General features: G+C 62.1%; 14 protein-coding genes. 12 read left to right on the forward strand and 2 right to left on the reverse strand.

Translation table 11 applies throughout. From position 1 onward, the window contains the following. Positions 1-116: 116 nt before the first annotated feature. From BMY91_RS20725 to BMY91_RS20735, 3 genes are all read left to right on the forward strand, one after another. Positions 117-1,571, forward strand: coding sequence for an amino acid permease (locus BMY91_RS20725; protein WP_090825376.1), 1,455 nt, complete (start codon positions 117-119; stop codon positions 1,569-1,571). A gap of 94 nt (positions 1,572-1,665) precedes the next feature. Continuing rightward, positions 1,666-1,899, forward strand: a complete 234-nt coding sequence (locus tag BMY91_RS20730) for an antitoxin (protein ID WP_090825378.1) — start codon at positions 1,666-1,668, stop codon at positions 1,897-1,899. 131 nt (positions 1,900-2,030) lie between these two features. Further along, positions 2,031-3,248, forward strand: coding sequence for a benzoate/H(+) symporter BenE family transporter (locus tag BMY91_RS20735; RefSeq protein ID WP_090825380.1), 1,218 nt, complete (start codon positions 2,031-2,033; stop codon positions 3,246-3,248). A 1-nt stretch (position 3,249) separates the two neighbouring features. On the opposite strand, the gene zapE is transcribed toward BMY91_RS20735, so the two are convergent. Continuing rightward, positions 3,250-4,290 (reverse strand): cell division protein ZapE, encoded by a 1,041-nt coding sequence (gene zapE / locus BMY91_RS20740; protein WP_090825382.1) that lies wholly within the window; start codon positions 4,288-4,290, stop codon positions 3,250-3,252. A 208-nt stretch (positions 4,291-4,498) separates the two neighbouring features. Between zapE and BMY91_RS20745 the strand changes: the two genes are divergently transcribed. The 3 genes from BMY91_RS20745 (at position 4,499) to ybaK (ending at position 6,472) form a co-directional block, all read left to right on the forward strand. Beyond that, positions 4,499-5,425, forward strand: a complete 927-nt coding sequence (locus BMY91_RS20745; protein ID WP_090825384.1) for a sulfurtransferase — start codon at positions 4,499-4,501, stop codon at positions 5,423-5,425. A gap of 63 nt (positions 5,426-5,488) precedes the next feature. After that, positions 5,489-5,947: a SufE family protein gene (locus tag BMY91_RS20750; protein WP_175538658.1), complete on the forward strand. Its 459-nt coding sequence runs from the start codon at positions 5,489-5,491 to the stop codon at positions 5,945-5,947. A gap of 18 nt (positions 5,948-5,965) precedes the next feature. Beyond that, positions 5,966-6,472: a Cys-tRNA(Pro) deacylase gene (ybaK, locus tag BMY91_RS20755; protein ID WP_090825388.1), complete on the forward strand. Its 507-nt coding sequence runs from the start codon at positions 5,966-5,968 to the stop codon at positions 6,470-6,472. On the opposite strand, the gene BMY91_RS20760 is transcribed toward ybaK, so the two are convergent. Beyond that, positions 6,469-7,755 (reverse strand): alpha/beta hydrolase family protein, encoded by a 1,287-nt coding sequence (locus BMY91_RS20760; RefSeq protein WP_090825390.1) that lies wholly within the window; start codon positions 7,753-7,755, stop codon positions 6,469-6,471. The genes ybaK and BMY91_RS20760 overlap by 4 nt on opposite strands. A gap of 123 nt (positions 7,756-7,878) precedes the next feature. On the opposite strand from BMY91_RS20760, the gene BMY91_RS20765 reads away from it, so the two are divergent. The 6 genes from BMY91_RS20765 to BMY91_RS20790 all read left to right on the forward strand — a co-directional run bounded on the left by BMY91_RS20765 (position 7,879) and on the right by BMY91_RS20790 (position 12,974). Further along, positions 7,879-8,370 carry a hypothetical protein gene (locus BMY91_RS20765; RefSeq protein ID WP_090825393.1) on the forward strand — a complete coding sequence of 164 codons (492 nt, stop codon included), beginning with the start codon at positions 7,879-7,881 and terminating at the stop codon, positions 8,368-8,370. Positions 8,371-8,384: 14 nt separating this feature from the next. Further along, positions 8,385-8,825, forward strand: a complete 441-nt coding sequence (gene msrB / locus BMY91_RS20770) for a peptide-methionine (R)-S-oxide reductase MsrB (RefSeq protein WP_090825395.1) — start codon at positions 8,385-8,387, stop codon at positions 8,823-8,825. 201 nt (positions 8,826-9,026) lie between these two features. After that, positions 9,027-10,394 (forward strand): DUF6421 family protein, encoded by a 1,368-nt coding sequence (locus BMY91_RS20775; RefSeq protein ID WP_090825397.1) that lies wholly within the window; start codon positions 9,027-9,029, stop codon positions 10,392-10,394. After that, on the forward strand, positions 10,394-11,131 hold the full coding sequence (locus BMY91_RS20780) for an SDR family NAD(P)-dependent oxidoreductase (RefSeq protein ID WP_090825399.1): 738 nt from the start codon (positions 10,394-10,396) through the stop codon (positions 11,129-11,131). Before BMY91_RS20775 ends, BMY91_RS20780 begins: the two co-directional genes overlap by 1 nt. Before the next feature lie 10 nt (positions 11,132-11,141). Next, a complete protein-coding gene (locus BMY91_RS20785; protein ID WP_371261068.1) occupies positions 11,142-12,254 on the forward strand; it encodes a threonine aldolase family protein in 1,113 nt (370 codons plus the stop codon). 63 nt (positions 12,255-12,317) lie between these two features. After that, positions 12,318-12,974: a DUF3000 domain-containing protein gene (locus BMY91_RS20790; RefSeq protein ID WP_090825401.1), complete on the forward strand. Its 657-nt coding sequence runs from the start codon at positions 12,318-12,320 to the stop codon at positions 12,972-12,974. Positions 12,975-13,017 lie beyond the last annotated feature (43 nt).

A 13,017-nucleotide genomic window follows, 5' to 3' on the forward strand; every position in this document is an offset into this window, starting at 1 on the left:
CATTATTTGAAGTAACCGATACCCCTCAGAAGAATTCGCTTTATCTAATGTGATTCGACTCGCATAATGTACTGCGAGCTCATCACCGTTCCACGCCAACTGGCAGGAGTACCCCCATGAATCAACAGACGGCTTCCAAGTCCGTCCTGAGGCGCAAGCCCATCGACGATATCGAGGAAGAAAGTAAACACAGCGGACTCTTCAAGAGTCTTGGCCTCTGGCAACTGACGGCTATCGGCGTCGGCGGAATCATCGGCGTCGGCATCTTTTCCCTCGCCGGACTGGTTGCCCACGGCAGCGAGGGCAACCCGGGCGTAGGCCCCGCGGTGCTCTTTTCCTTCCTCATCGCCGGCCTGGCCTCCGGAGCAGCAGCATTGTCCTACGCCGAATTCGCCGGCATGATCCCCCGCGCCGGATCGGCGTACACGTATGGCTACGTAGCCCTTGGCGAGATCATTGGCTGGTTTATCGGATGGGATCTCCTGCTTGAGTACATCGCCATCGTGGCCGTCGTGGCCATCGGCATCTCCGGCTACTTCGACGCCTTCCTCTCCGGCATCGGCATCCACATGCCAACCTGGATGACGTCCACGGCAGATGAAGGCAAGGGCGGCATCATCAACCTCCCCGCCATCCTCGTTTGCCTCCTGGTCACATGGATCCTAAGCCGTGGAACCAAGGCTTTTGGCCGGTTCGAACTTGTAGCGGTGGCCATCAAGGTCATCCTGATCCTGTTCATCATCGGCCTGGGCATTTTCTATGTGAACACAGAGAACTACAACCCGTTCATGCCCAGCGGATTCGGTCCGGTGGTGGCCGGTGCAGCGACCGTGTTCTTCGCGGTCTTTGGCTATGACGCCATGAGTACGGCAGCGGAAGAGGCCAAGGATGGCAAGAAGCACATGCCCAAGGCCATCATCCTGTCCCTGATCATTGCCATGCTGCTTTATGTTGCGGCCACGCTTGTCCTGACCGGCATGCAGAACTACAAGGACATCAATCCCACCGCCGGCTTCGCTTCCGCCTTCACGGGCGTGGGATTGCCCGTCATCGCCACCATCATCTCGGTATTTGCGGTCCTGTCCATCCTGACTGTGATGCTGACGTTCCTCCTGGGAGTCACCCGCGTGTGGTTCTCGATGAGCCGCGACGGATTGCTCCCCGGCTGGTTCGCCAAGACCGACCGGCACGGTACTCCGCAGCGCGTTACGTGGATCGCCGGTATTGCTTCAGCGTTCCTCGCCGGAGTCTTCCCCATTAAGGAAGTGGCGGACCTCACCAACATCGGCATCCTGGCGGCCTTCGTGGTGGTCTGCGTTTCTGTGATTGTCTTCCGCTACACCAAGCCCAATGCCCCGCGCACCTTCCGCTTGCCACTGATGCCGGTTGTTCCCGCCTTCGGTGTCCTCGCATCTGCGTTCCTCATGTTCCAGTTGCACTGGGAAACCTGGGTGCGGTTTGGCGTTTGGTTGGTCATCGGCTTGATCATCTACTTTGCTTACGGGCGCCGGCACTCGCTCATGAACCCTGACAGTCCACGACACAAGGTGACAAGTACGCCCTTGGCATAGTTGCCTACAGGCCTCCCTTGGACCCTTGGCACCTCTGTCAACTGGTGTTAGGGTCGGACGCGGAGGAGCGAACTGGCTCCGCGATGGAAGGGAGGTGCCCGTGGGTTTAATTGACGACCTGAAGGGCAAGGCTCAGGGTCTCATTCAAGGCAACGAGGAAGCCATCAAGAATGGCATCGAAAAAGCCGGGGATTTTGTGGACCAGAAGACGGGCGGCAAGTACGCCGGTCACGTCGACAAAGTCCAGAATGCCGCTTCCGACTTCGTGGCCAAGAACGACGGTCAGCCTGGACAGGCTCCCGTCACGGAAGAGCCGAAGCAGCCATAGCTGCCTGAGCCGCCGTACCAGATACGTCAAGGGGGCACCGGTCCCGCCGAGAGGCGCCACCGGTGCCCTTGGCGTTTAACCCGACCTTCACGGTCACAAGTTCCATCCAAGGGTCAGGTATTTTGGACCCTATGCCTTCCGTCTCCCCGCCCACCACCCGCAGCCATTCCAGCCGGGAAACACTGGGGCCTCCGATCACGGCAGGCATCGTCACCGCTTTGGTGGGTTTCACCTCGTCTTTCGCTGTTGTCCTCGCCGGATTGCAGGCTGTAGGGGCCAATCAGGCGCAGGCTTCCAGCGGGTTGCTGGCCCTGACCCTCACTTTTGGCCTGGGCATTCTCTGGCTGGCCTGGCGATCCAGGATGCCGGTAACCCTCGCTTGGTCCACGCCCGGAGCAGCGCTGCTGGCCTCTGCCGGGATGGTCGACGGCGGCTGGCCGGCCGCCGTGGGCGCATTCCTGATCGTCGGGGTCCTGATAGTGCTGACGGGTCTGCTGCCCGTTCTGGGGCGGCTCATGGCGAAGATTCCCACGGCGTTGGCACAGGCCATGCTCGCAGGAGTGCTGCTCCCCCTATGTCTGGCACCCTTCAAGACCTTGGGCTCAGCACCAATGTTCATTGCGCCGGTGGTGCTGAGCTGGGTTGTCCTGATGAAGTTCGCGCCCAGGTGGTCGGTCCCGGCCTCACTGTTGGTCGCCTTGGCAGTGATCGGCTTCCACATCGTGTCCAACGGCGTTCACGTCCCTGTGGATGGCCTTCTCCCCAGGCTGGAGTGGACCACTCCCGGGTTCACCGTGGAGGCTGCCGTAGGGCTGGCGCTCCCCTTGTTCATCGTGACCATGGCGTCACAGAACATCCCGGGGGTGGCAGTGCTTAAATCGTTTGGATACACCACGCCATGGCGCTCGTCGATGCTGGTTACCGGCGCGGGAACCGTGGCGGGCGCACCCTTCGGTGGTCATGCGATCAATCTGGCCGCCCTGAGTGCGGCACTGGCCGCGGGTGAGGAAGCCGGCAAGGACCAGAGCAGGCGCTGGATAGCAGCCTTCGTTTCCGGGATCGCCTACTTGGTACTTGCTGCCGCCTCCGCGGCGCTTGTTACCCTGGTGGCCGCGGCACCGTCCGGACTCCTTGAGGCAGTTGCGGGACTTGCACTGCTGGGGACTCTGGCGTCATCCATCTCGTCGGCCTTGGCAACAGCTGAAGAACGCATCCCAGCGTGCATCACTTTCCTGCTGGCCGCGTCAGGCCTAAGCTTCGCCGGTGTTGGCGCTGCTTTCTGGGCCTTGGCCGGAGGCCTGCTGGTTCGCTGGGTGTTGAAGACCAGGGAGCCTCTTCAGAAGTCCTAGATCAGGCAGGCTCGTGGTTTTGGGCCTCACGGGCAAGCGCCGTGAGTCGGGAAACGGCACGGAAGTACTTCTTGGTGTAACCGCCGGTCATCATTTCTTCGGTGAAGAGCTTGTCGAATGGGACTCCGCTGGCAAGGATGGGCACGTCCTTGTCGTAAAGCCGGTCGGCCAACACCACGAAGCGGAGGGCCACTGCCTGCTCGGTGATGGTTTCGACGTCGCTCCAGACCACAGCTTCCACGCCCGAGATGAGCTGCCGATAACGGCTCGGGTGGACAGCGGCCAAGTGGTTTACGAGGGTGCGGAAATCATCCACAGCTACGGTCTTGCCATCGAATTCGGCCCGCATACGGTGCTTGAGTTCTTCGGTCTTCAGAGGTGCGGGAGCGGCGGGCAGACCCCGGTGGCGGAAGTCCTCGCCGTCGATCCTCACGACGTCGAACTGGTCCGCGAGGACCTGGATCTCGCGCTGGAAGTCGACGGCTGCAAAGCGGCCTTCGCCCAGGGAACCCGGGAGGGTGTTGGACGTGGCTGCGAGCTTGACGCCCGCGTCAGCCAGCTCGCGCATGAGGCGTGACATCAGGACCGTATCGCCTGGATCGTCGAGTTCGAATTCGTCAATGCAGACCAGTTTGTAGCTACTCAGCGCTTCGACGGTCTTACGGAACGAGAGCGCGCCTACAAGGTTGGTGTATTCCACGAACGTTCCGAAGGCCTTGGGTCCCGGTGACCTGTGCCACAGCGAAGCCAACAGGTGGGTCTTGCCCACACCAAAGCCGCCGTCAAGGTAGATGCCCGCGCGGGTGGCAGGGGCCTTCTTGGCGAAGAGCTTCTTGAAGAGCCCACCGCCGTCGTCAGAGCCGACGCCATCGGCGAAGGCAGACAACAACTTGACTGCGTTGGCCTGGCTGGGCTGCGAAGGATCGGGCCGGTAGCTGTCGAACGATACCTCTCCGAATCGAGGAGACGGGTAGAACCCCTTGAGGAGTTCTTCCACGGAGACTGCCGGCGTGCGGGCAGCCAGTTGTTCGATCTGTACCACGGTGGTCCGTTCCTTCGGTTTTAGGTCCCCAGCAAGAATACCGGCATCGGACGGCCCGGAACGGACACGTGACCAAGCCCATGTTTCACCGTATGACCCGAGGGAAGCATTCCACGCGGCCCGTGGTTAGTGTTGGAGCACGCCGGGCTGGCACCTGCACCACCTCCCACGGCCTGGCTCCGTCCGTTGTCAGTGAAAGGCCATCATCATGTCCTACCCCGTTGAACAGAACGAAAAGTTTGCGTCGTACGCAAACCCTGAACGCCTCGTGTCCACCGAGTGGCTCGCAGCAGCACTTGCAGACGGCGCCATTGCCGATGGCAAGCTGGTAGTCGTAGAGTCCGATGAAGACGTCCTCCTTTACGAGACCGGCCACATCCCCGGCGCCGTCAAGATCGACTGGCACACCGACCTGAATGACGAGGTCACCCGCGATTACGTGGACGGCACCGCGTTCGCCGCGCTGGCGGCGTCCAAGGGTATCTCCCGCGACAGCACCGTGGTCATCTACGGTGACAAATCCAACTGGTGGGCGGCCTACGCATTGTGGGTCTTCACGCTCTTCGGGCACGAGGACGTCCGTCTCCTGGATGGCGGCCGCGACAAGTGGATCGCCGAAGGCCGTGAACTGACTACTGACGTTACTCAGCCTTCAGCCGGCGAATACCCCGAGGTTGAACGTAACGATGCCCCCATCCGCGCATTCAAGGAGGACGTCCTGGCGCACCTGGGCAACCCGCTCATTGACGTCCGTTCGCCTGAGGAATACACGGGTCAGCGCACTCACATGCCTGCTTACCCGGAAGAGGGTGCGTTGCGTGGCGGTCACATCCCCACAGCGGCCTCCATTCCGTGGGCCCGGGCAGCAGCTGAAGACGGTACCTACCGCAACCGCGAAGAACTCGAAGCCCTCTACCTGGGCGAAGCCGGCCTGAAAGCCGGCGACGACGTCGTGGCGTACTGCCGCATCGGGGAACGCTCAAGCCACACGTGGTTTGCCCTGAAGTATCTGCTGGGCTTCGACACCGTGCGCAACTACGACGGTTCCTGGACCGAATGGGGTAACGCAGTCCGTGTACCCATCGTTAAAGGCGCTGACCGCGGCGCCGTTCCTGCCGCGTTCGCACGCAACTAGTTCGGGAAGAAGCGTTGCCGGACACAAAGTGCATTCGCCGCGGTTGTGCGTAAGCTGGAAGAGATGAGTACGAACACATTGCCCACCGCGCTGGCGGAAATCGTCGATGACTTCCAGGCTTTGACGGAGCCTGACCGCCTGCAGCTCCTGCTTGAGTTCTCCAGGGGATTGCCGGAGCTTCCGGAACGTCTGAAAGACCATCCGGAATTGCTGGAGCAGGTTGTCGAATGCCAGTCCCCCTTGTTCCTCACCATTGAGTCCGAGAAGAATGCCGAAGGCTCCCGCGCCTACCGGCTCTATTTCAAGGCACCGCAGGAGGCACCGACAACCCGTGGCTTCGCAGGCGTCCTGCACGAAGGACTCGACGGATTGACTGCTGAAGAAATCCTTGCCGTTCCGGACGATATGCCGGAGTTGCTGGGTTTGACGAGGGCCATCACTCCCCTCCGCATGCGGGGAATGACCGCCATGCTCGGCCGCATCAAGCGTAAGGTCGCGGCTGCAAGCCGTCTGGAACGCTGAAAGGCATCGCCACACGGTATGGCCAGGAAATTGGCATCACAGGGAACGCCGGCTACCGCAGCACTCGCTGCGGCCGGCGTTCCTTTCGTGCTGCACCCCTATGCCCATGATCCATCGACCACCAGCTATGGCCTGGAGGCGGCCGAGGTGCTGGGCATCGAACCCGCCCGGGTCTTCAAGACCTTGATGGTGGAGGTGGAGGGACGCCTGGCCGTGGCCGTCGTCCCGGTTTCCGGAAACCTGGACCTGAAGGCAGCAGCCGCTGCCCTGGGTTCCAAGAAAGCAACCATGGCGGATCCCGCGGCAGCCGAACGCCGCACGGGGTATGTACTGGGCGGGATTTCCCCCTTGGGACAGCGCCAGATCTCTCCCACGGTGGTGGACGAATCAGCGTTGTCCTATAAAGCAATCCTGGTGTCAGGGGGCCGCCGCGGCTTGGACATCGAGCTCGCGCCAGCGGATCTTGTCCGGTTGACCGAGGCTGTCATTGCACCAATTGGGACCGCCACGGCCACCAAGCGCTAACCAGTGGGCGCTGCTCCAGCTGCGCGCTCTGAACTACCTGGCTGGCCGGGGTTATTGCGCGGAGCCAATTGCCGCTGCAGCCAGGCATGGACTACACGCTCCCACCGCTCAGGGTCGACGTTCCATTCCTTGGTGTGGCGCGCCCCGTTGAACGGCTCGAAGGTGACCATCTCCGGATTTTTCTCTGCGAGGCTGGCGGAGGGCCCGTAGGGAACGTAGTCATCGTCAACGCTGTGGATCAGCAGTGTTGGTGTGCGCAACTCCACTGCCCGGGCCTCCCAGTCCATCGCCTTCAGGTCCACGGGCGCTGACAAACCGGTCAGCCGCCGGCCCAGTGGGTGTCCCAGCATCAGCTGTCCGTAGCGCCCCACGTTGTAGGGAATCCTGTTCATTTCAGCGTGATGGGCCATGACGTTGACCCAATTGATGACGGGTGCGTCCAGCACCAGGGCCCTGATGAGGTGCCGGTGTTTGGAGAGATCTGCGGTTTGCAGGCTGATGGCCCCACCCATTGACCATCCGAACAGGACGATTTCCTTGGCCCCATGCTCCACCGCGTATTCGATCGCCGCCTCGACGTCGCGCCATTCGGTGGATCCCAGCCCATAGCGACCATCCAGCGCTGACGGTGCCAGGCCGTCGTTCCGGTACGAAATCAGCAGGCTGTCCATACACAACTGGCGCGCGGTACGAACTGCCCTGAGCCCTTCCAGCCGGGTGGCGCCCCGGCCGTGCACCATGATGGCCCAGATGGGCGCTGGAGCCGACGCTTCGGCGCGAATCAGCCAGGCCGGCGCCTGGCCGCCGTCGACATCTATGGTGACGTCCTCGGCCGCGAGTCCGATCGCGGCCGGGTCCGGATACGTTGCACCACTCCACCAGCCGCGACGTGCCTCCGACAGATCGCCGCTGTAAACCTCTTCGACTTCACGCAGGACTGTCTGTTCTGCCGGTGAATAGGAAACGATCCGCCCGATCCGCGCATGCCCCTGTCCCCCGGCGAAGAAGAGGCTGAAGACGCCGTCGATGGTTGCATCGGGGGTGGCTGCCAAGATGACCTGCAAACCTTTGTCACCGCGGATGACTGCGAGCACTTCCTGGTCCTCGTGCCGTGCGGCGGGAGTAATCACGCGGCGGGCGAAATACACGGCGAGCGCAGAGGATCCGGCTGCCACCAGGCCAGCGAGAGTTCCGCCGGCCACGAAGCCTGCTATTGCCCACTTGGTGCGAAGGGACAGTTTGGTGTCTGCAGCTTCTCTCGCTGACCGGGTGTTCGATGCCATGGTTCCATTGTTGCCGTTCCTTGGCAGTGCCTGGTGCAGGCGCGGACCGCGCGGCGTACCGGCACGTGGGTGCCGGGGTCCAAAAGCCTGCGGACTCGGGTTCCCCGGGACTACGCTGTAGCCATGAGTGATCCCATAGTCATCCTGACTGAAGAACCCCTTGGCCCCGACGACCGCGTTAATATCGCCAAACTGATCGACGGGGGTGACGCACCCCTTGTTGTGCTGGTTCCCTCCAATACCGAGCGGCACCTCTTGGTGGATTTCCTCGAGAATCTGTCACTGCTTGATATAGCAAAGGCGTTCCGCGAACTCACGGCCCAGTCGCCGGACCCTGAGGCGGAGCGGGCGGAAGCCTCTGAGACTTTGGCCGCGTCGCTTGCGGCGTTGGCAGGTTTGGGAGGAGGCGTCACCGGCGAGATCGTCGACGGCGGTGCCGTGGCAGGCTTGGTGGCCAAGGTCAGGGCGCTGGACGCGGCGCAGGCTGTCGTGGTGACCAGGCCACATGCAATTGCAGACACGTTCCATACAGACTGGGCCAACAAGGCGCAGGATCAACTGGGGCTTCCAGTACTCCATCTCTATGCCGGTTCGGGATTTATCGGCGACTCGTGAGCGTTGGATAAAACATGAACACTCCTGACAACACCAGCAAGACAACTTCTGCGCCCGTTGAGAAGAGCGATGCCCAATGGCGCGAGGAGTTGACACCCGAGGAGTACCGGGTGCTGCGGCAGGCGGGCACGGAGCGGCCATATACGGGCGAGTATTGGGACACGCACACTGAGGGCGTGTACCAGTGCCGCGCCTGTGGCAGCCAACTCTTCACAAGCCGGGAAAAGTTCGACTCCCATTGTGGGTGGCCGTCCTTTTGGGCCCCGTTGGCTGAGGGAACCGTGCGCTATCTCCACGACCGCACCATGGGTATGGACCGCGTTGAAGTCCGCTGCGCCAACTGTGATTCCCATTTGGGTCATGTATTCGAAGGTGAAGGCTACGGCACTCCCACGGACCAGCGGTTCTGCATCAACTCCATTTCGCTCCGCCTGGTGAACCCGGACCAGGGCTAGCGGTTTCGGACGGATCACCCCAGGGTGGTCCGTCCGGCTGGCGCATTCGGGCATGTACTCGCGACAACTGGATCTCAAGCTACCTCCAAGCACTCCATGGCCAAGGGTTTCTTATGCTCACGCCATTTTTGAATTAGCAACCCTTTCCGCTTGCTACGCTCGGGCCAGAAGCAATTCGTACTCCGGAAAGGGCCGAGCTCCATGACGATCACCGCCACCCACACTCTCCCGCGTGTCACTGCCGACAACGCCGAGTGGATGACCCTTAAGGCTGCGGCCACTGCACTGCAGGCACACCAGGAGCAAGACGGCTCCATTGCCGATCCTGCTGCCCACCAAGAAGCAGCCGGCCTCGTGGCAACCATTACCCAGGCCATCGTGTCACTGGCCCCGCATTTCCCCCACGACGCCACGTACCTCCAGTTGTTGGTCGAGGACTTTGACCGGTGGGCGGAAGCCGGCTTCGGCATTCCGGACTTCCTGGATTCCCTCCAGGCCTTCCAGCCCCAGCAGCAGCGCGTCGATGGCCTGCAACACCTGGTGGTCTTCCCCATGTACACGCAGAACGGCAGCACCAACAGGCTGGTTGAAGCCGTGCTGATCGAAGTTATTTGGCCGGAATTCATTGGCGGACTGGAAGCTGGCGCTTACTCCAACAAGCTCTTCGTCCCCATTCGGTTCATCGACTTTACGCCTGGGTACGACACCAACTCGGCCGTCCTTTTCCCCGAAACGGTGGCCGTCCGCCAGACACCCACCTTCACCTGGGGTGCCATCTTCGCCGACCGCGAGGCCGCTCGTTTCCGCCGCGTCCTGAAAGCCGCTGCGGCAACCACGTCCCTGGAACTCCCCGAGGATGCAGCGCAGCTGATCGAGGACCAGGAACTGACGCAGCGCACATTCGTCATGTGGGACCTGATCCACGACCGTACCCACATGCGTGGCGATCTTCCTTTTGATCCGTTCATGATCAAACAGCGCATGCCGTTCTTCCTGTACTCGTTGGAGGAGCTGCGCTGCGATCTGACGGCATTCCGCGAATCCGTCCTCATCGAAAAAGACGAGGACGCTGATCCTGACGCAAGGAAGCACGCAAAACTCGTGCAGCATGCGGTCATCTTTGACCGCATCTTCCGCTTCGCCATCACCGGCAGCCGCGTCCGCAACTATGACGGACTCGGTGGCCAACTCCTGTTTGCCTGGATGCACCAGCACCGTGTACTCCACTGGACGGACAGCAAACTCTCCATCGACTGGGACGATGCCGCCGACGTCGTGGTTGAACTTGGCGCCAAAATCGAAGAACTCTACTGGCGTTCAATCGACCGTCCGAAGGCTGCCCACTGGTTGGCAGCGTACGAACTGATTTCGGGCACGGTGACTCCGCACCCGGCGTCCGTATGGTCCAAGGGCCCGGACGCGTTGCCGCTGGACGGCCCGCCGCGCGGCCTCACCGACCAGGTCCTGGACGATGAATTCCCGCTCTCCATGTTCTATGAAGCGCTGGAGAAGAAGATGCGCCCCGTTATCGAGTCCACCACCGGTATTACCGGCGCGACGGCGGCCTGATGACCACTCTGACTATCCTCGTGACCGGTGGCAGCAGCGCATCCGGCATTGCCGTGGCGGGCGCACTTGCCGCCGCCGGCCACAGGGTACTCACCGTGGGTTCGGACGATGTCCGGATCAAGGCGGCTGCGGCTGCTGCGGGCCAGGGGGTCACACCATTGGTCTGTGATCTCGGCAGCCTTGAGTCCGTCCGTGAGTTGGGTTCCGCCATCGAAAAGCTGGGCATTGGGGGCGTCGACGGGGTCATCCACCTGGTCGGCGGTTGGCGCGGCGCGAAAGGCATCAAGGACCAATCCGACGAGGACTGGGAGTCCTTGGAACGGGGCGCAATCACCACTTTGCGCAACGTCTCCAGGGTCTTCTACAGCCAGCTCGAAGCATCTCCTCACGGCCGGCTTGCGATGGTGTCCTCTACCACCGCGTCGGCACCCACAGCCGCAGCCGCCAGCTATGCGGCGGCGAAAGCCGCTGCAGAGGCCTGGACGTTGGCGGTAGCCGACGGTTTCCGCCGAGACCAGTCCGCCAACAGCGGGAACCCCGGGACTCCCACTGAGCAGCACAGCGCAGCTGTGATCTTCGTGGTCAAGGCCCTCGTTGACGACGCCATGCGGCGACAGCATCCGGAACGGCGATTTCCCGGATACACGGACGTCGCAGACCTGGCGACGGCCGTCGTCGGGCTCTTTGACCAACCTGCCGCCACCCTGAACGGTCAGCGCATCCTGCTGGCGAAATAGACTTGAAAGCGTGAATGAACAAGTGACGAGCACTACAGAGGCAATCCACAACGCCAACAGCACAGCCGGATCAGGCCAACTGCACGACCCATCGGTGCGTGGATTTGCGTCGGACAACTACTCCGGTGTGCATCCTGAGATCCTGTCGGCGCTGGCAATGGCCAACGGAGGACACCAGGTTTCTTATGGTGAGGACGTCTACACAGCCCGGCTCCAGGAAGTCATGGAGCAGCAGTTCGGCCCGGGCATCGAATGCTTCCCCGTCTTCAACGGAACGGGCGCCAATGTCCTGTCGCTGCAGTCGCTGCTTCCGCGATGGGGTGCGGTGATCTGTGCATCCACGGCACATATCAATATGGATGAGAACGGCGCACCGGAGCGGGTCGGTGGGATCAAACTCCTTCAGGTGCCCACCGACGATGGGAAGCTCACCCCTGAGCTGATTGACCGGGAAGCCTGGGGCTGGGGCGATGAGCACCGGGCACAGCCGCTTGCCGTGTCCATTACACAGACCACCGAACTCGGCACGTGCTACACGCCGGAGGAGGTGCGTGCCATTGCCGGGCATGCCCACGCCAAAGGCATGAAGCTTCACATGGACGGCGCCCGGCTGGCCAACGCGGCCGCCTACCTTGGAGTTCCCCTCCGCGAGTTCACGCGCGACGCCGGCGTGGATATCCTGTCCTTCGGCGGCACCAAGAACGGAATGCTCTTCGGCGAGGTGGTGGTTGCCTTGAACCCCGAGGCCGCTGATGGCCTGAAGTTCCTTCGCAAAATGAACATGCAGCTTGCTTCCAAGATGCGTTTCATCTCCGCCCAGTTCATTGCTTTGCTGGAGGACGGCCTGTGGCTCCGTTCGGCTGCGCACGCCAACGCCATGGCGGCCCGCCTGCGGACGGCTGTGGAAGCGATCGACGGCGTCGAGCCCACCCAGGCGACGCAGTCCAATGGCGTCTTCGCCATCCTTCCCGAAGGAATTGCGGACCGCCTCCGGAAGTCCTTCGCATTCTACGATTGGGACGCGGCCCGACGCGAAGTCCGTTGGATGTGCTCCTTCGACACCACAGAGGACGACATCGATGCCTTTGTTGCTGGGATTAAACGCGAGCTGGACTCCGTATAACCCTTGGAATCCGGGGCGGCGAGCCTGCACAGAATCGCTGCCCCGGACGCATAACCTGCGAGGGTGAACGCCCTCGCACAGGTTCCCGCGGACTTCCTCGTCGCCTTGGGAACCCTACGAAAAGCACAATGCCGCAGCGAATTGCGGCTTGACGAGATCCCTGCGCCCGCACGCCTGGCTCCCTACGCCGTGGCCTTGGGCGCTGAAGTCTTCAGCCCTACGGCAGCTACCCGACAGGTACCCGTCCACGGCCCCGCTGCCAAGGCCTTTGCCCAAAGCCAAAGCAGCAACCCCTCCAGCGAAGAAGACGACGAATTGGCCACCGGCCGCTTCATCCTCTTGTACGACCCCGAGGGGTCCGCTGTGTGGGAAGGCGAATTCCGGATCGTCACCTACATCCGCGCCCAAATGGATGCGGAGATGGGTAACGACAGCATGCTGGGCTCAGTCGCCTGGACATGGCTCGTGGATGCTCTGGAAAACCATGCGGCCCCCTACCGTGCTGCGGGCGGTACTGCTACGCGGATTCTTTCCGAAAGCTTCGGCACACTAACCGGGCGACCCGACACGATCGACATCGAACTCCGCGCCTCGTGGACTCCCGCCAGCGCCGACATGCAAGCCCATCTGGAAGCGTGGTCGGACATGGTCTGCACCTTTGCCGGACTGCCACCCCTTCCGCCAGGCGTCACCGGACTACCCAACAGGAGGCTCAATTGACCACTCTCTGCCTCCCGGCAAACGCATCGTTTGCCCCGCCAGC

It is taken from the genome of Arthrobacter sp. yr096, assembly GCF_900108925.1.
GTDB lineage: Bacteria > Actinomycetota > Actinomycetes > Actinomycetales > Micrococcaceae > Arthrobacter.

Excerpts from the sequence above, each read along its gene's own strand:
- BMY91_RS20775 (WP_090825397.1), top strand. The coding sequence starts at position 9,027 with ATGACGATCACCGCCACCCACACTCTCCCGCGTGTCACTGCCGACAAC.
- BMY91_RS20750 (WP_175538658.1), top strand. The coding sequence starts at position 5,489 with ATGAGTACGAACACATTGCCCACCGCGCTGGCGGAAATCGTCGATGAC.
- BMY91_RS20765 (WP_090825393.1), top strand. The coding sequence starts at position 7,879 with ATGAGTGATCCCATAGTCATCCTGACTGAAGAACCCCTTGGCCCCGAC.
- ybaK (WP_090825388.1), top strand. The coding sequence starts at position 5,966 with ATGGCCAGGAAATTGGCATCACAGGGAACGCCGGCTACCGCAGCACTC.
- BMY91_RS20760 (WP_090825390.1), bottom strand. The coding sequence starts at position 7,755 with ATGGCATCGAACACCCGGTCAGCGAGAGAAGCTGCAGACACCAAACTG.
- BMY91_RS20745 (WP_090825384.1), top strand. The coding sequence starts at position 4,499 with ATGTCCTACCCCGTTGAACAGAACGAAAAGTTTGCGTCGTACGCAAAC.
- BMY91_RS20780 (WP_090825399.1), top strand. The coding sequence starts at position 10,394 with ATGACCACTCTGACTATCCTCGTGACCGGTGGCAGCAGCGCATCCGGC.
- BMY91_RS20735 (WP_090825380.1), top strand. The coding sequence starts at position 2,031 with ATGCCTTCCGTCTCCCCGCCCACCACCCGCAGCCATTCCAGCCGGGAA.
- msrB (WP_090825395.1), top strand. The coding sequence starts at position 8,385 with ATGAACACTCCTGACAACACCAGCAAGACAACTTCTGCGCCCGTTGAG.
- BMY91_RS20725 (WP_090825376.1), top strand. The coding sequence starts at position 117 with ATGAATCAACAGACGGCTTCCAAGTCCGTCCTGAGGCGCAAGCCCATC.